Genomic DNA, 17,358 nt, shown 5'->3' with positions numbered 1-17,358 from the left:
GATCCCGTCATGACGATCATCGCGCTCGCCGGCGAGCTGGAGCCCGAGGGCGAGGACCGAGCCCAACAGCGGGCGGCGCAGGCGCGGGTCGCCGAACGGGCGGCTGCGCGCAACGCCACCGAGAGCGTCCTCGGTTTCGAGGGCGGGGTTGCCGCGGCCAACACCCCCGAACGCGTCGCCCGACGCCTCGACCGGCTCTCCCGCTACTATCTCGACGGCTCCACCGACGGCGTCGACGCAGCGGCCCCGGTGGACAGCCATCGCGTCCTCGCCCGGGCCGGCGCACTCACCGGCGAGAACGAATCCGCCGGGCGCGCAGTCGAAGCCATAATCAACACCAGCGACTTCATCGGGGTCCGCTACCTCGACGCCGGGGTTGCCGCGGCCCGCTCGGTGGGCCGGATCAACATCTCCCACGGCCGCGGCTACGGGACCGGGTTCCTGGTCAGCCCGACACTGCTGCTCACCAACCACCATGTCCTGCCCACCGCGGACAAGGCACACACGAGCACCGTCGAATTCGACTATCAGGACGACGTGGACGGGTCCCCCCGGCCGGTACGCGCCTTCGAACTCGACCCGGATACCTTCTACGTCGGTGACCGTGATCTCGACTTCGCGCTGACCGCTGTCAAGGGCACCCCGGAACAGTTGCAGCCGTTCGGTTTTCGATCACTGACCGAGGCGCAGGGCACCGTCGTGATCGGCGAGTTCACCACCATCGTCCAGCACCCGCGCGGCGACAAGAAGATGATCGCACTGCGGGAGAACACGCTGGTCGACATCCTCGACCGATACCTCCACTACTGCGCCGACACCGAACCCGGCTCGTCGGGCTCTCCGGTCTTCAACGACCAGTGGGAGGTGGTCGCGCTCCATCACGCCAGCGTGCCCGCCCCCGATCACGCGGAGTTCGGTGGGATCGTCAACGAGGGCATCCGGATCAGCCAGATCATCGCGATGCTGCGCGCCCGGACGCTCTCGGTACGTGAGCGCGAGTTGCTGACCCCGCTGATCGGTCCGGCCTCCCGGACCGCGATGGCCGTGCCGACGACACCGGACTTCGAAGACGCGGAGATCGAATCCGGCGCAACAGAACTCGCCGACACTCCGGAGACCGACCTACGGAATCGTCGGTGTCCCGTCACCGTCACGGTCACCATCGACACCGCAGCCCAACCCATGTCATCTGAACAGAAAGTGACAGAACAATGATCGACGACGACCAGCCCACCAGTTCGCATCCCGCCCAGCAGACCGGGCGGCGACTCATCACCTTCACCGACGACAGTTCTCACGAGGAGCGGGTGGCCGCCCTGCAGGCTGTCGAGGGTGTCGACACCGTGGCCTCGAGCGCGGATGTCACGACCGAGTCCGTCGGTCCCGAGATCTTCGAGACCGCCGACGCGACCATCTTCGAACGACTCGGCATCGCGGTGGCCGACGTGGGGCCGGTGGCCCTCGAATCGCTCGACGCCGAAGCCGAGCAGAACCCGGTCATCGTCGCGGTGGAACCCGAGCACGTGGTGCGCGCGCTGACCACCGTGGCCCACGCCGCACACACTCACCTGCGGGACGGCCGCTTGAGCACGTGGGGGCTGCAGGCGACCAAGGTCACCACCTGTCCCCTCGATGGCAGCGGAATCCGGGTTGCCGTGCTGGACACCGGATTCGACCTCACGCATCCGGATTTCGCCGGCCGGGCCATCGTCAGCCGATCCTTTGTCGCGGGTGAGGATGTGCAGGACGGTCACGGGCACGGCACCCACTGTGTCGGCACCTCGTGCGGGCCGAAGGCGCCGGCGACCCAATGTCGATACGGGGTGGCCTCGGGTGCCTCGATCTATGTGGGCAAGGTACTCAGCAATGCCGGCAGCGGATCGGATGCGAATATCCTGGCGGCGATGGAGTGGGCGATCGCAAACGGCTGTGCGGTCATCTCGATGTCGCTGGGCGCCGATGTCGCAACGCCGGTGGCCGCCTACGAGGCCGTCGGCCGGCGTGCGCTGGCTGCGGGCACCCTGGTGATCGCGGCGGCCGGCAACAACGCACGACGTCCGGGAGACCCCGGATTCGTCGGCAGCCCGGCCAACTCGACGTCCATCCTCGCTGTCGGGGCACTCGCGCCGGATCTGCGGATGGCGCCGTTCTCCGCACGCGCCACCCCCGTCGACGGCGGCTCTATCGACATCGCCGCCCCTGGCCTGGATGTGTACTCCAGCTGGCCGATGCCCACCCGCTACCACATCATCAGCGGAACCTCCATGGCCACACCGCATGTAGCCGGCATCGCGGCGCTGTATGCACAGAGCACCGGCAAGCGGGGCCGTGATCTCTGGGAGGCACTGATCGCGGGTACGCAAGGCCTGGCCCTCCCCGTCGAGGACGTGGGTGCCGGACTGGCCACCGCGCCCTGAACCACCCCGTGGCCGGGGTGCGGCCGGTAGCGATTCCCGAGTTACCCGGAGTGCTCGCGTGTCGGTGTTCCCGCCCTTCTGCGGTGTCGAAGACAGGGTTGACCCAACGATGTGACGAGATGTGTCACCGATCGGCCGGGCAGTCAGGCGGGCCGTCGATCGGCGCGGGCCGCGGCGTCGGGCCACATCGGTGGACACGGGAGGCCGCGTATGGTGACGACCTCGAAGTGCCACCACTCGTTGACGAAGGTGCGGCACAGACCCCAGCGATACCCGTGGGTCTGCAGCCAGCGCGCGCCGGCGCGGGGCCCGACGTCGACGGCGTGGCCGGTGACGTGGGTGGACTGCTCGGGCGGCAACACCCAGCGGCGTGCCGCCTGCGGGCTGCCGTAGGTGGCGATCGCCGAGCGCCACAGCCGGCGTTGCTCAGCCACCGACCGGCGACCCGACGTGATGTCCAGCGCCACCCCCTGGGCATGGGCGGTGGCCGCCGCCTGGCGGTAGGCCGTGGCGAGCACCGGATCGAGGCCTGACGTCGCGGGTGCCGCTTGGGCTTTCGGGGCCGAGAACGGCGTGACGACTGCGGCGGTCACCGCGAGAGCGGCGAGGACGGTGACCCAGGCCGGGCCGGACGGACGGGTGCTCATCGCACCAGTCAACCGTGCCCGGCGAGCGGCCGTGCGGAAACCGAGACCCCCGGGGTCATACGGGGAGGCGGGCGCCGCTGGTGCGTCGCAGATCCGAGAACGCCTGGATCGACGTCGACATCGCCGTGGCGACCGGACGGGCGCTGGTGCCCTCGCTCGTGGACACCGTGCCCTCGGTCTTCGACACCATGATCACATTGTCGATGTAGGGCTGGATGGTGCTGGTGTTCTGCACAGTGGCCACGATGACGAGCTGGAAGCCGAACTTCCGGAAGGCCGAGAGGGCCTGCTGGGCGAACTGCGGATCCGATTTGGAGAACGCCTCGTCGAGCATCAGCTGCGCGAAGATGGGCCGGTTGTCGTCGCCGCTCGGGCTGGCCAGGTTGAAGCTGAGTGCGCCGGCGAGGCAGAACGCCATCAGCTTCTCCTGCTCGCCGCCGGAGTTGTCGCCGGCATTGCTGTAGGTGCGGATGGTCTCCCCGGTCTCGGCGTCGTGCTCCTCGCAGTAGAAGTCGAAGCGGTTGCGGACGTCGAGCGCATCCCGTGTCCAGGCCCGATCCTCCGGCGTGGCACCCGCCAGGCGTTCGCGCAGCAGCAGGATGTCGGCGTACTGCTCGAGGATGGCCTGTTCGTCGCCGAAGCTCACCGGGGCGGCTCGGCCCGAGATATGCTTGGCCTTCTCGGTGAGTTCGGCGACCGCCGCGAGGTTCTTGCGACCCGGATGCAGTCGAAGCCGGGTACCGCGGTTGAAGGCGACGGCGCCCAGTCCGCTGTTGACCCGCTCGATCTGTTCGATGATGCGCCGCTCCTCGGCGTCGGCCGCCATATGCAGGTTGAGGATGGCGCCCGGTGCCTGCTCGGTGATGAGCCGGCGCATCCGGTCATAGGCCGACGGCAGTTCCCGCTCGTCGATCCGCCGGCACAGCGACACGTAGTCATGGGTGCGCTCGTCGAAGTCGTCGCTGTCGTTGGGGATCGCGTCGGGGAACTCCTCGTCGTAGCGATCGAGGATGCGGGCGAGTTCGTCGCGTGAGCGACGGGTGTCCGACCGCATACGGTCTCGATCGCGGACGACCGCCTTCATGAGATCGGTTCGAAAGGCGTCCGGCGCCAACACGTCGAGGGTGGCTGCCAGTTCTTCACGGAAACCGTCGAGGGTGCTCTGTGCCTGTGCGGGAACACTTTCCGGCTTCAGACGGTCCATGAGGTCGAGGAGCGCGGTGCGCCGTTGGTCATGGGTGGCCATCTTGTCGCGCACCAGCGCGGCCTGTGAGATCGCCCCGCGCACCTGCTCCCACAGATCCTCCGCCTTGCGCTGCAGCGCCTCGATGTCGGGGTGCTCCTCCATCAGCAGGTCGTACTGCTCGGACAGCTGATCGACGCGATCGTCGGCGGAGTCGAGATCGATCTCGCTCCACTGTGTGAACTGTTCACACAGGCGCCGGTAGGCGTCGCGCCGCTGTTCACGCTCGGTGCGTTCGCGGTCCAGGGTGGCGCTCGCCTCCCGCGCCTCGTCGTAGGCGCGCTGTTCCTCGTCGAGCTCGTCCTGCAGAGCGGCGATCTTGGCGTCGACGTTGCCGACGAAGATGTACTGGGACGGACGCAGCGGAGCCCGGTCGTCCTTGACGGCGAGTTTCGCGGAGTCCTTCCGAAGTCCCTTGTCGGTCAAGGCTTTCGGATGGTCGCCGAACTCCGCTGTCGAGTCCACGCATACGTAGTTGCCGAGCCGGGTCAGGATCGAGACGGCCTCGGCCGAACACGGGTGGCCGGGATCCACCGGGCGCAGGGTGGCGCCGAGGGTGCCGGCCTGCGGGGTCGGCGCCGGACGGTCCTCGGCGTGATGCAGCTGGATCCGTCCACGCATGTCGTTGTTGTTCACAAAACGCAAGGCAACGCGAAAATGCCTGTCGGGGACCAGGAGTCGCAGTCCCGCCGGCCGCAGCACCTTCTCGACGGCCAGTCGCCACCGCTCTTCGTCGGGGTCGAGTTCCACCATCTCGGCGACGTAGCGCAGCTCCGATTCGTCGACCTGCAGCGCATTGGCGATGACGCGCCGCATGTCGTGTTCGGCGCGCGGTAACGCCGATCCGGCCTGGCGCACGCGCTGCAGTTCCTCTGCGACGGTGTCGCGTTGGGTTCGGGCGGCGACCTCGCGCGCCAGGGTCTCGGCGAAATGTGCCTTACCCGCCTCGAGCTGGCCGTCGATATGGGTGGCGTCGGAGATCAGGGTCTCGCGCAGGGTCCAGAACTCCTCGGCGTCGTTCGGGGGTGAGAAGCCGAGTGCGGTGACCTTGTGCTCGTAGCTCGCGCGCCGGATGGACGCCTCGTTACTCACCTTCTGCGCGCCGGCCAGCTGCTCCTGCAGCGGTGCGAGGTCACCGGTGGAGGTCGCGATCCTGGACAGAAGATGCGAATGATCTTGGCGCAGTTGATCATGCTGCGCGGTGAGCGCGGCGAGGTCACCGTCGAGGCGAGCTATCTGATCGTCGAGGTCGGCGACCTCCGGCACGGCGTTGTGCAACCCGAGGTTGTTGACGTAGGCACGGACCGTCGAGGAGTCGATCGTGTCGAGCACACTGAAGGTGGCGGACTCGCTCACGTAGCGTTCCTGTACCGCTTCGATGTTGCCGAGGATGGCTCGCTTACGTCGCGCCACGTCGAGCAGTTCACGCGCCTCGACCAGTGGATCGATCTGCTCGAGGGCGTCCTTGATGCCGGCGATGCTGGTGGGTTCGTCGAGCATGAACTCCCGGACGAACTGGGCCAGACCGCCGACGCTCTTGAGCGACTTGGCCTTCCCGAGGAGTTGCTGGGCCGCCTCGGAGGCGCGGATGCCGATCAGCGAGTAGAGCGTGGCGAGGTAGCGGCCCTCCCCCGGCCCGCCGCGCCAGCCGGCCTCCCGCAGGCGTGCCGAGTTGTGGTTGCTGGTGGCCCAGGCGTTACAGACGTCGGCGATGTCGGCGTCGCCGTCGTGGATGAAGTAGGAGCTGTGCGCGTCGGTCATCTTGCCCGCGGCAAGCCATTTGAGCACCAGGCCGGTGATCGACGAGCCGGATGTGGAGGTGTAGGTGACGGCGATGGCCGCCCAGGCCGGGCCGGTGCCGCGCAGGTACATGATCTCGCGCGCGGCGTTGGCGCCGTCGCGACGCTCACCCCACGCGCCGCGCACATACTTGCCCACGGTCCGCTTGCCGCTCGACGATCCGGCGGCGGTGGCGTCACCGGAGGCGTTGAAGTTGCGCCGGTTGTCGGGCAGGAAGGCCAGTGAGATCGCGTCCAGGAGTGATGATTTGCCACTTCCCGACGAGCCGGTGATGAGCGAACCGTTGGGACTGAACGGAATCGAGTGATAGCCGTCGAAGACACCCCAGTTGATCAGCTGCAATCGGGACAGCGAGTACTGGTCGACGTGCGCGCTCACCAATCGTCTCCTTCGTCGTCCCCGTCGAGATCCCGCTCGTCGGGTTCGTGGTGGTCAGGGTCTTGGTGGTCGAGATCGTGGTGGTCGGCTTCGCCGCTGGTCGGGGCCGGGGTGTCGGGGCCGTCTGCCTCCTCGCCCGAGGAGATGAACTGGTCGAACTGTCGTTGTAGATCGGTGATCACCGATGCGGTCATGACCGCCGAGATCGCCGGGCTCACGGTGAAGGTGTCCGGGTCGTCGCGTTGCCTGCGGACGAACTCGAGTTCCTCGAGTTTGTCGATGGCGCGCTCGATGCGCTTGTCGAACAGGGCGAGGTCGCGGTCGATGGTGTTGCTGACCCCGGCGAACAGTTCGTGGATCTCCTCGCGGGTGATCAGCACATGCTCCTCGCGGGATGCCCGTGCGTACTTTGCCAGGTGCAGCGCCAGGATCGCGTCGTAGGTCTGGATCGTTTCCCGCTTGAGAATTCTTCTGCCCCAACGGGAGTCGTAGCCGGCCTGTTCGACGAAGGCCACCTGCAGTTCGTCGGCGATCCGCAGTCGCAGGTCGAGCTCGGACAGTCGCACCCGCAGCACGTCCTGATACTCGCTCACCCACGACCACAGCTGCGGGTGCCGGTCGCCGCTGACGTAGCGGCGCGCCACGAGATTCTGCAGGGCCCAGCACGCCCGATCGGGCAACTCGCTGACGTCGCCGTCGAATCGGGGGCCCGTGGGCCGCTGATTCACCGTGGCGGTGCTGACCGCGGGCAGGTCGTCGTACCCGGCGAACTCGTCCGGTTCGGTTTCGGTGCTCATAGCGCGTCGACCTCCACGGTCGGGATGGGTTCGGTGAACGTCAGGGCGGGGATCTCGATGGACTGGTCCTCACCCTGCAGCGAGCGGAACCGGATTCGGGTGGACTCGCCTGCGGTGTTGCCGGGCTGACGCAACGCCCAGGACCACAACACGATCACGTGGGCGAGGTAAGGCTCCTCGATGTGCGCGATCACCTCGGTGAGCGGCACCGGACCGGCCTCGACGGCCGCGTTGACCGCCTCGGTCAGCTCCACGGTGTCGACCTGTCCGGCCAGCGACGCGAAGGAGGAGAGGTCGGTATCACCGTCGGCGGGCAGTGCCGGCGCAGGTGGTGCCGGGTCGCGGATCTCGAAGGCCAGCCGCCCGATGGACGCCAGGGACGGGGTGGCCGTCGGCAACTCGTAGCCGATGCGCCGGTCCGCGAGCGATGTCTTGAGCAGTTCGTTCGCGGTCGCAAGCGCATCGTTGAGTTGTCGGGCGATACCGCGGCTCTGCTCCAGCGTGCCCGACGCGACGAAGCGCCGGATGCGACGCGCACACCGTTGGCGGGTCCGGCCCACCTCACCCATCTGCTGGGTGACGAGGCCGAAGAAGTTCTCCATCACCGTCCGCAGCCCGGTGTCGATGCCCGGCAGTTGCGCGGTCACCGTCTCGATGTCGGCGATGAGCCGGGCCCGCTGCTGCGGGTCCCCGATCATGTGGCTGAAGGCGTGATACGAGGCGCTCTGTGACGATTCGAGCAGCGCCTCGTAATCGTCGAACAGCCGGCGCTGCCGGTCGCGGTAGGCCAGGTCGGAATCGTGCGGATCGTCGAGCAACTGGGTGGTGATCCGGTCGAGCATCGTCCCGTACTGGCCGATGTCGGTGATGATCTGTTCCATCTGGTAGGCGATCGCGCGGGCCTCGTCCTCGGCGGTCCGCAGATCCGGGGCAGGTCGACGACCGGCGTCGAGATCGGCGAGTTCGGCGTCGAGTTCGGTGAGCTGCTGGGTGATCTCCTCGCGGATCTGCTCGGGATCGTTGGTCACCTGCCCGGCCACTCGCCGCAACCCGGCCGCGACACCGTTGATCGATCCGCCGGTCGCAACGCTGTCCTCGCGGCGCTGCCGACGAACGTAGTCCAGGACGGATCGGGCATCGGAGGTCAGGTAGCAGATGTTGGGAGCCGCATCTCCCGCGGAGTCGGTGACCCGGTGCAGCCAGCCCTGTTTGGCCCACAACTTGATCAACTCGAGACCGTTCGGTTCTTCGGCGGCGCCGAGTTCGGCGATGTCGCGTTCGAGCCGGACGGCGAGATCCGTCTCGGGGAGTCGCACGCCGAAGTCGAGGTGCTGTTCCATCAGGGTGACGTAGAGCGCCGAGTTGGCGGCGGCGAACAGTCGTACCGCGGCCGACCGGTGGATTGCCCGGTTGGCCTCCCACGCGTCGGCGAGCGACGAGCGGCCGACGGCGGCGTCTCCCAGACCGTTGTGCCCCAGACCGTTGTGCCCCAGACCGTTCTGCCCCAGACCGTTCTGCACCGAACTCCTCATGCGCTCCTCGGAAATCGTTGCCCGGTGAACACGTCGGCGTCACCGGAGGAAAGGACCCGAGGTAGTCTGCCACGTCCACGCATCGGGCGGGCGAGGGGATCCACAACCGGAAACGGCATGGCCTCCCACTGTTGGACGCGCGTTCGCGTCAACCGGTGAACTCGGCCATCGCCGCGCCTGCGATCCCCGGGCCGTCGGTGCCGTCGCGGAAATCCCGGCGACGACGCGTGGCCCCGTTTCCGCGGGAACCGAGACTGCGTCGGGCCGCCGTCACCAGGTCGGCATCGCCGGCGGCGTCCAGGGCGTCGGATATGTCGTCGACGAGCCGGCCGACCAGGTCGAGGGCCGGCACCGATTCTCCGGTGAGTACATCGATGCCCGCGCCGTCGATGCCGTCGTGCGCGGCCTTCCACATCGCGGCGTCGAGGATGGCGGTGTCGATCTCGGGAGCGGCGATGCCGGCGTCGATGTCGCGGAGTGCGGTGAGGGTCAGCCCACGCACGATGGCGGCAAAGGCGGCCGCCTCGGATGCCGTTGGCTGCACATCGCCGACGCGGACCTCGATGGTGGGTAGATGATCCGACGGCCGGACGTCCCAATAAACCATGTGGTCGTCGAGGATCGCGCCGCTCGCCACGAACATCGTCACCAGGCTTTCGAAGTGCTCGCGTGAGCGCAGGTGCGGTGGTGGCCCGGCCGCCGGCCACCGAGACCAGAGCACCCACCGCCAACTCGCATGTCCGGTGTCGGCGTCTCGGTAGACCGGTGAATTGGCCGACAGCGCAAGCAGAACCGGCAACCGATGCCGCAGGTGGTTGCTCACCTCGATCGCGGTCTCGCGATCTGGCACCGCGACGTGCACGTGGCATCCGCAGACGCCCTGCTCGTGGGCAAGCATGCCGAAACGTTCGCCGATCCGGCGGTACCGCGCGGTGTCGGTGATGGGGAATGCAACGGGCACCGTCGGCGGCGCCCCGGCCGCGATCACCCCGACGCCCACCTCGGCGGCGGCCGCGGCGACCACCGACCGCAGCCGGGTCAGCTCGTCGAGGAGGTCGGCCACCGCGTGGTGGGGCGCGGTGGCGGTCTCGACCTGACAGGACGTGAGTTCCAGCTCGAGGTCGACACCGCGCCGTGACGCGGCGGCGGCCACCTCTCCATTACGTGCCACCGGATGCTCGGTGGCGGGGTCGACGAGGATGAACTCTTCCTCCACCCCGACTGTCGGGGCCACCACGAGCGCGTCGGGGCCGTGTTCGGCACCATCTGACATCACCTTGTCATCGTAGGACCGACCCAGCGGCGCGGACCGATTGACGTTTCTTGTATGTCAGGCAGATCCGCCGTCGCATAGTCGCAGTACTCGGCGTTGTCGGAGCGTTGTCGACGGAATGTGCCGACGGTGAACGGTCGTGGGCGGGCACGACCACGGTGTCGACGACGCGTGCCCTGGCGTGACATCACCGACCTGCGCAAGCCGGGGATGGCGGAGATCCTTGTCGGCTGGGCTGAACACGATCGCGGGTGGGTGTAACGCCCGGCCGGCCCGCATCGATGTACCGATCGGTTTCCCGGCCGGTCGGTCAGACCCCGACCCGACTGAGCGCCGGGAACCTTCTTCCGGTCAGGTCGTCTTCACCCGCTCCCCTTCCCGTCTGCCGGAGATCTTTCCTGTTTTCCGGCCGCTCAGCGCGGTGGCGACCCCGGCCGCTCGATCGCGCCGGCAGCACGCGAGCGCTCTACAGTTGAGTCATGGTCATGGCAGATCGCCCCGAGGTGAGAACCGCGTCCGGTCCGGTCACGGCGCTCGCCGTCGTCGGGCTGGCGGAGAACATGCTGAACGGGCTCGCGCGTGTCCCGTTCCGCCGACCGTGGCAGGGTCCCGGTGGTCTCCTGGACAACCTCGGGCAGTCGGTCACCCGGCAGGCGGTCCGCTCGTTCATGGGCTACTCGATGGGCTTGCCGATCGACGAGTTCCGCTCGATGGAGAAGATCCTCGACGACGTCTGCAAGGCGGTCATGCCGCCGTTCATCGCGCTGACCGACGGCGTCGAGATCACCAGTGACGTCGTCGGCGGCATCCACGGCCTGTGGTGCCGTGCCCGGGCCAGCTCGGAGAACTACGTCGACGACCCCGCCGAACGGCAGGAGATCGGGGCGACCATTCTGTATCTGCACGGCGGGGGCTATATCGGGACCTCGCCCATCATGTACTCGGCATTCACCGCCTCGCTGGTCAACACGACCGGCCACGAGGTGTTCATCGCCGACTATCGGATGGCTCCCGAATTTCCCTTTCCCGCAGGCGTATTGGATGCAGCCGACGCCTATCAGGGGTTGCTCGACCGCGGTGTCTCACCGGATCACCTGGTGATCGCCGGGGATTCTGGCGGCGGTGGTCTGGCCACCTCGCTGGTGTCCTATCTCCACAGCAGATCCATGCCGATGCCTGCTGCGGTCGCCTTGTTCTCACCCGAGGTGGACCTCGATCTCGATCATCCCTCCGTCACCGAGAACGCCGATCTCGATATCCTGCCCTGGAATGTGCCGGTGACCCCGTACCTGCAGGGTGTGCAACCCAATGACGCCCGGGTGTCGATCGTCGACGGCGATCTGGATCCCGAGTGGTTCCCGCCGACCTTCGTCTGCTGGGGTGCCGACGAGATGTTCCGCGACGGCATCCGGCAGTTCGTCGAACGTCTCGAGTCGGCCGGCGTGGAGGTGTACGCGATGGAGGAATTCGGGATGTTCCACGTCTTCCCGATCCTGATGCCGTGGGCCGAATCCTCCAAGCAGGTGTTCCGTGCGTTGCAGGAACTGTCCGGGCGGGTGGTCAAACCCGACCCGAACGCCGAGCAGACCCACTGATGGCCCACGACGGCTGCGACGTGGCCAGCGTGGTCGTGGCCTCGGCGAGCGCCAATCGGAACGCGCCGACGGCGGGATGACCGGCGCGGCCGGTCCGGACCGCCGTGTACAGGATCCGTTCCGGATCACCGGGCAGTCCACCGAACGCGACACCGGCCACCGCGGCGGCGATCAGAGCGGGGATGAACGCCACGGCATGACCGCCGCGGACCAGATGCGAGTGCATCAACGGGTCCGGACTCTCGAAACGCACCCAGGGTTCGAACCCGGCGGTGCGGCAGACACCCCGGGCCCAGGTACCGGTCGCGCTGTGCGCCGGGTCCATCGCCCATGGTGCGTCGGCGAGCTCGGCGAGCGTGACCGGGCGTGCTGCCCAGCGACCGGACAGCGGCAGCGCGATGCGCAGCGGATCGTTGACGAGGTCGGACCGGTCGATGCCGGGGCGGATCGGCTCGGGTAGTCCCGGGTACTCCTCGCCCAGGATGACGTCGAATCGCTGCGAGTGCAGGCCGTCGTAGGCCTCGTCGACCTGCAGCTGGCTGAAATCGACGTGCAGGTCGGGATGTCGCGCCGCGAGCAGGTCGAGGACCTGCGGGATGATCGCGAAGACCACTGTCTGAAACGACGCCACCCGCAGCGCTCCGCCGACGGTCGACTGCACGGCCGCGAGATCGGACTCGGCCAGTTCCAGTTGGGTGAGCACGGCTTCGGCGTGCGCGACCAGCGTCACCGCGGCACCGGTCAGTCGCACGCCTCGCCCGACACGTTCGAGCAGCGGCACGCCCGCTTCCCGTTCGAGTAACGACAACTGCTGCGAGACCGCCGACGGCGTGTACGACAAGGCCTCGGCAACCTGGGCGAGCGTGCCTCGCCGATGTAGTTCGACGAGGAGCCGCAACCGCGACACACTGAGCATGATCAACCCTTACGTAAGTAATACTTACGATAACTCGCAAGAAGGAGTTGCTGGACTGACGTAATGCGCGGGTGGAATCTGGGTGTCATGTCACTGATCCACCGGCGTCGGCCGTGATGACCGGCCAGGTCCTGTCTCGCACACGAATCCCGTTGCATCGCAACGGGATCGGTACGCCTCTCGCGATGATCCTCGGCTCCTGCCTCTCCCTGCAGTTCGGCGCCGCGCTGGCGGTTGCCCTGTTCCCGATCGCCGGGGTGCTGGGTACGACGACCCTGCGGCTGGCGTTTGCGGCCCTGATCCTGGTCGTCGCCATCCGGCCGCGTGTCGGCGGGTGGACGACGGCGCAGTGGCGAGCCGCGGGTGCCTACGGGGTGGCACTGGCCGCGATGAACACCGCCTTCTATGCCGCGATCGACCGGATTCCGCTCGGGACCGCGGTCGCCATCGAGTTCCTCGGGCCGCTGGGGCTGGCCGCGATCCTGTCCCGTCGACGACTCGATCTGGTGTGGGTCGCCGTGGCGCCCTGTGGCATGGGCATCCTCGGCGCCGAGAGCCTGTTCGGTCTCGCCCATCTCGACCCGGTCGGGGTGGCCTTCGCCTGCATAGCCGGATTATGTTGGGCCGGTTATATTCTCACCAGCGCGCGGCTCGGGGCCGCGGTGCCCGGGCACGGCGGACTCGCCGTCGGGCTGGTCATCGCCGCTCTCGCCGTGGCACCGATGGGCGTCCGCGGCGCGGCCGTCGCGCTGTCCGACGCGACCACCGTGGCTCTCGCCGTCGGGACAGCGGTACTCGCGTCGGTGATCCCCTACTGCCTGGAACTGTCGGCACTTCGCCGGTTGCCCCGGCACGTCTTCGGCGTCCTGCTCAGTCTCGAACCGATCGTCGCGACATTCGCCGGGTGGGTGATGTTGCATCAGTCGGTCGGACCCCTGCGTCTCGCCGCGATCACGCTGGTCATCATCGCAAGCATCGGGACCACGATCACCGCGGCGCGTCCTCCCCGTGCCGGGGCCCCGTCGCAGGCCTGACGGCGGTTCGCGGCTTGTCTGGAAGCGCACATACTTCTAGGCTTTGGTCAACAAATTGACCAGGAGGCAGCGATGCGCGCATTTCGAGACGCCGTGGCGAAGCGGGACACCGAGGCGATGGCCGATCTTCTCGCCGACGATGTCGTGTTCACCAGCCCGGTCGCCTTCGCGCCCTATGAGGGCAAGGCGATCACCGCGGCGATCCTGCGTGGGGTTCTGCGCGTGTTCACCGACTTCCGTTACGTCCGCGAGATCGGTGACCCCGAGGGACGCGATCATGCACTGGTCTTCGAAGCGAAGGTCGGCGGCCGCAGCATCACCGGCTGCGACTTCCTGCATCTCGACGACGAGGGCAAGATCGACGACTTCATGGTGATGGTGCGGCCGCTGTCCGGCGCCACCGCCCTCGCCGAGGCGATGGGCGCACAGTTCGACCAGATCTCGGCGGAAGCGGCCGAGGAGATCACTCGTCCGGCGACGTGACGGTCGAGCCCGTGGTGGCGCTGCGGTCATCGAGCACATACGCGGTTCGACGACACCAGGCCGCGTTCTCACGCTCGAAGGCGATCCCGCGCAATCCCGTGAGATAGGGCCCGATTCGGGGACTCTCGGCGAGGAATCGATCTTCGGAGCGATCGCCACGCAGCTTGCGCAACAGCCCCTCGATGAACTCGGCCTTCGTGATGGCCTGGTCGGCCCGGGCGCGCAGGTCCTCGATCAACCGGCCGGTGTCGCCCGCGTCGCACGCATACACCCGCACCAGCAGTTCGTCGCGCATGAAGGTCGGCTTGGAACCCGCGTCGAGGAAGGCCTCGAGTTCGCGATGGCCGTCGTCGGTGAGGGTGAACTGGCGCTTGTTGGGCCGTCGGTCCTGGATGATCTCCCGGCCCGCGATCAGCCCGGCGGCCTCGAGGCGGCCGAGTTCGGCGTAGAGCTGCTGTGGCGTCGCGAACCAGTAACTGGCCACCGACACGTCGAAGTTCTTCGCGAGTTGATATCCGGACGCGCCACCGTCGAGCAGGGCGGCCAGGATCGCGTGGCGCAAGGACATGGGCGAGACCTCCCGGGCTGCACGTCAGAACGGCATGATCAGATAGGCAACAATATGACTACTCGGCTCTTGATTGGCAACGCTGCGCCGCGTAGTTTCACACCAGCGATACCGGCCATCGGAGGATGATGATGAAATTCGGTCTGCAACTCGGATACTGGGGCGCGCAGCCGCCGTCGAATCACGCCGAACTGGTCACGGCGGCCGAGGGCGCCGGCTTCGACAGTGTCTTCACGGCCGAGGCATGGGGATCGGACGCCTACACCCCGTTGGCCTGGTGGGGATCATCGACGAGCCACGTGCGATTGGGGACGTCTGTTCTACAACTGTCGGCACGCACGCCCACGGCGTGTGCCATGGCGGCACTGACGCTCGACCATCTGTCCGGTGGACGGCACATCGTCGGGCTCGGGGTCTCGGGTCCGCAGGTGGTCGAGGGCTGGTACGGACAAACCTTCGGCAAACCGCTGGCCCGCACCCGCGAGTACATCGACATCATGCGGCAGGTCTGGGCCCGCGAAGCACCGGTGACCAGCGCCGGACCGCACTACCCGCTCCCGCTGACCGGTGCGAACAGCAGCGGACTGGGCAAGCCACTCAAGCCGATCACTCACCCACGCCGCGCCGACATCCCGGTGATGCTGGGCGCCGAGGGTCCCAAGAACATCGCCCTTGCCGCCGAGATCGCCGACGGCTGGTTGCCCTTGTTCTACACGCCGCGCATGGCCGATCAGTACAACGAATGGCTCGACGACGGCTTCGGCCGCCCCGGGGCGCGTCGCAGCCGCGCCGATTTCGAGATCTGTGCCACCGCCCAGATCGTGATCACCGACGATCGCGCCGGCACCTTCGAGGCGATCAAGCCCTTCCTGGCCCTGTACATGGGTGGAATGGGCAGCGAGGACACCAACTTTCACGCCGAGGTCTACCGGCGGATGGGGTATGGCGACGTCGTCGACGAGGTGACCGCATTGTTCCGTAGCGACCGCAAAGACGAAGCCGCACGGGTCATCCCCGACGAGGTCGTCGAGGACTCCGCGATCGTCGGCGACCTCGACCACGTGCGCACGCAGATCGGGATCTGGGAGGCCGCCGGTGTCACGACGATGCTCGTCTCCCCCGGCAGCGTCGAGCAGGTGGAACAACTCGCCGCGCTTCTGGACTGAGTGCCGCCCGCCGGCGTCGCATCAGCGGCGCCGGAAGTCGATCGGCAGTCCGTCGGCGGGCGTCGGTCCGGTCCCGTATTCGAGTTCGGGGAAGTAGCCGGCGGGCACGGACCACTCGAAGCGCTGCAGCATCTGGTGCATGATGGCCTTGACTTCCATGCCCCCGAAATAGAGCCCGATGCATTTGTGCGCCCCGCCGCCGAACGGCGCCCACGCGAATCGGTGGACCTTGTCCTCCCGACGTTCGGGGGAGAAACGCTCGGGATCCCAATGCGTCGGATTCGGCCACCATTCCTCGCGCAGCATCGTCGCCCACGGGTGAATGGCGACAAGTGTCCCGGCCGGGACGTAGTGCCCGAGTATGTCGGTGTCGCGCACTGCTTTTCGGAAGAGCATGCCCACCGGTGCGTTGATCCGGATTGTCTCCTTGAAGGCCAGATCGAGACTGGTCAGGGCGTCGATGTCCTCGTAGTCGAGGGTGTCCTTGCCGAGGGCGAGCGACTCGGCCCGCAAGCGGTCCTGCCATTCGGGATGGCGCCCCAAGAAGTAGGTGAGCATCGACAGCGCGATCGTGCTGGTGTCGTGGGCAGCCATCATCACGAAGATCATGTGGTTGACCACGTCTTCGTCGGTGAACGTATCGCCCTCGGGGCTCTCGCTGTGACACAACACGCTGAAGAGGTCGTCACCGTCGCCGGCCCGTCGCGCGGCGATCTCCGAGCGGAAATAGCGTTGGAGGGCTTCCCGACCGCGCAGGCCGCGCGCCCAGGTGCCGAACTTCACGTCCGCACGGATGATCGCCTGCCCGCCACGCACCGCGGCCTCGAACGCGGTTTCCAGGCGATGTGCCTCGGCCTCGTTGAGGGACGCTCCGACGAAGACCTCGGTGGCCAGTGACAGGGTGAGGTCCTTGGTGCGGCTGTACATCGGAAAGCCTTCGCCCACTGGCCAATTGGCGAGTGTCTTCTCGATATGCGGCGTCATCATGCCGAGGTAGCCCTTGAGACGATTGGTGGTGAAGGCCTGCTGCAGGATGCGCCGATGGTGCATGTGCTCCTCGAAATCCATCAGCATGACGCCGCGCCGGAAGAAGGGCCCGATCATCGGCTCCCAGCCCTGCTCGCTGGAGAATGCCTTCTCGCGGTTCATCCACGCGCACTCGATGGCCTCCGGCCCGACGAGCGTGACGATGTTCATCCCCAACGATCCCGACCAGGTCACCGGACCGTAGCGCTCGTAGCGTTGCATCGCGCTGCGCAGCGGGTCGGCCAGTGCCTCGAGGGTGTTGCCCAGCAACGGAAGTCCGGGGTCGCCCAGCACCGGCTTCAGCCCGGAACCGGCGGGAGGTTCGGCCAGCGGCCGTGGCGAACTGGGGTAAGCCTTGCTGATCGCGCCCAAGCCCGACTGCATGGTCCGCTTCGGATGATCGAACACCGTCCTGCCCAACAGATTCTTGCCCAACACCGTCGTTCCACCTCCCGGATGCCGCGCGTACACCCGTCGCGCGAT

General features: G+C 67.5%; 14 protein-coding genes. 6 read left to right on the top strand and 8 right to left on the bottom strand.

Going from position 1 to position 17,358, the window contains the following annotated elements:
* Positions 1-9 precede the first annotated feature (9 nt).
* Both GBRO_RS12510 and GBRO_RS12505 read left to right on the top strand, forming a co-directional pair.
* The gene (locus GBRO_RS12510) at positions 10-1,215 is read left to right on the top strand and encodes a trypsin-like serine peptidase (RefSeq protein WP_012834312.1); all 1,206 of its coding nucleotides are present in this window, start codon (positions 10-12) and stop codon (positions 1,213-1,215) included.
* Complete coding sequence (locus tag GBRO_RS12505) at positions 1,212-2,417, top strand: S8 family peptidase (RefSeq protein ID WP_012834311.1); 1,206 nt, start codon at positions 1,212-1,214, stop codon at positions 2,415-2,417. Before GBRO_RS12510 ends, GBRO_RS12505 begins: the two co-directional genes overlap by 4 nt.
* Positions 2,418-2,560: 143 nt before the next feature.
* Here the strand turns inward: GBRO_RS12505 and GBRO_RS12500 are convergent, their stop codons facing one another.
* From GBRO_RS12500 to GBRO_RS12480, 5 genes are all read right to left on the bottom strand, one after another.
* Positions 2,561-3,064 (bottom strand): M15 family metallopeptidase, encoded by a 504-nt coding sequence (locus GBRO_RS12500; RefSeq protein WP_083775584.1) that lies wholly within the window; start codon positions 3,062-3,064, stop codon positions 2,561-2,563.
* A 55-nt stretch (positions 3,065-3,119) separates the two neighbouring features.
* Positions 3,120-6,485, bottom strand: a complete 3,366-nt coding sequence (locus GBRO_RS12495; protein ID WP_012834309.1) for an ATP-binding protein — start codon at positions 6,483-6,485, stop codon at positions 3,120-3,122.
* Positions 6,482-7,282, bottom strand: coding sequence for a DUF4194 domain-containing protein (locus GBRO_RS12490; RefSeq protein ID WP_012834308.1), 801 nt, complete (start codon positions 7,280-7,282; stop codon positions 6,482-6,484). Before GBRO_RS12490 ends, GBRO_RS12495 begins: the two co-directional genes overlap by 4 nt.
* Positions 7,279-8,814: a DUF3375 domain-containing protein gene (locus GBRO_RS12485; protein WP_012834307.1), complete on the bottom strand. Its 1,536-nt coding sequence runs from the start codon at positions 8,812-8,814 to the stop codon at positions 7,279-7,281. Before GBRO_RS12485 ends, GBRO_RS12490 begins: the two co-directional genes overlap by 4 nt.
* Positions 8,815-8,962: 148 nt before the next feature.
* Positions 8,963-10,087, bottom strand: coding sequence for a glutamate--cysteine ligase (locus GBRO_RS12480; protein ID WP_012834306.1), 1,125 nt, complete (start codon positions 10,085-10,087; stop codon positions 8,963-8,965).
* Between the two features lie 479 nt (positions 10,088-10,566).
* On the opposite strand from GBRO_RS12480, the gene GBRO_RS12475 reads away from it, so the two are divergent.
* On the top strand, positions 10,567-11,682 hold the full coding sequence (locus GBRO_RS12475; RefSeq protein ID WP_041919874.1) for an alpha/beta hydrolase: 1,116 nt from the start codon (positions 10,567-10,569) through the stop codon (positions 11,680-11,682).
* On the opposite strand, the gene GBRO_RS12470 is transcribed toward GBRO_RS12475, so the two are convergent.
* A complete protein-coding gene (locus GBRO_RS12470; protein ID WP_012834304.1) occupies positions 11,648-12,598 on the bottom strand; it encodes a LysR family transcriptional regulator in 951 nt (316 codons plus the stop codon). The two genes, GBRO_RS12475 and GBRO_RS12470, sit on opposite strands and share 35 nt — an antisense overlap.
* A gap of 185 nt (positions 12,599-12,783) precedes the next feature.
* Here GBRO_RS12470 and GBRO_RS12465 point away from each other — a divergent pair, with 185 nt between their 5' ends.
* Entirely contained in the window at positions 12,784-13,632 is an 849-nt protein-coding gene (locus tag GBRO_RS12465) for an EamA family transporter (RefSeq protein WP_041920476.1), read from the top strand.
* 72 nt (positions 13,633-13,704) lie between these two features.
* Positions 13,705-14,115: a nuclear transport factor 2 family protein gene (locus tag GBRO_RS12460; RefSeq protein WP_012834302.1), complete on the top strand. Its 411-nt coding sequence runs from the start codon at positions 13,705-13,707 to the stop codon at positions 14,113-14,115.
* Here GBRO_RS12460 and GBRO_RS12455 read toward each other — a convergent pair.
* Positions 14,096-14,683: a PadR family transcriptional regulator gene (locus GBRO_RS12455; RefSeq protein ID WP_012834301.1), complete on the bottom strand. Its 588-nt coding sequence runs from the start codon at positions 14,681-14,683 to the stop codon at positions 14,096-14,098. The genes GBRO_RS12460 and GBRO_RS12455 overlap by 20 nt on opposite strands.
* A gap of 131 nt (positions 14,684-14,814) precedes the next feature.
* Here GBRO_RS12455 and GBRO_RS12450 point away from each other — a divergent pair, with 131 nt between their 5' ends.
* Positions 14,815-15,849, top strand: a complete 1,035-nt coding sequence (locus tag GBRO_RS12450) for an LLM class F420-dependent oxidoreductase (protein ID WP_012834300.1) — start codon at positions 14,815-14,817, stop codon at positions 15,847-15,849.
* Positions 15,850-15,870: 21 nt separating this feature from the next.
* Here the strand turns inward: GBRO_RS12450 and GBRO_RS12445 are convergent, their stop codons facing one another.
* A complete protein-coding gene (locus GBRO_RS12445) occupies positions 15,871-17,259 on the bottom strand; it encodes a cytochrome P450 (protein ID WP_041920475.1) in 1,389 nt (462 codons plus the stop codon).
* Positions 17,260-17,358 lie beyond the last annotated feature (99 nt).

This window comes from Gordonia bronchialis DSM 43247, assembly GCF_000024785.1.
GTDB classification, from domain to species: Bacteria; Actinomycetota; Actinomycetes; order Mycobacteriales; family Mycobacteriaceae; genus Gordonia; species Gordonia bronchialis.
This window is presented reverse-complemented; position numbering and strand designations above follow the sequence as displayed.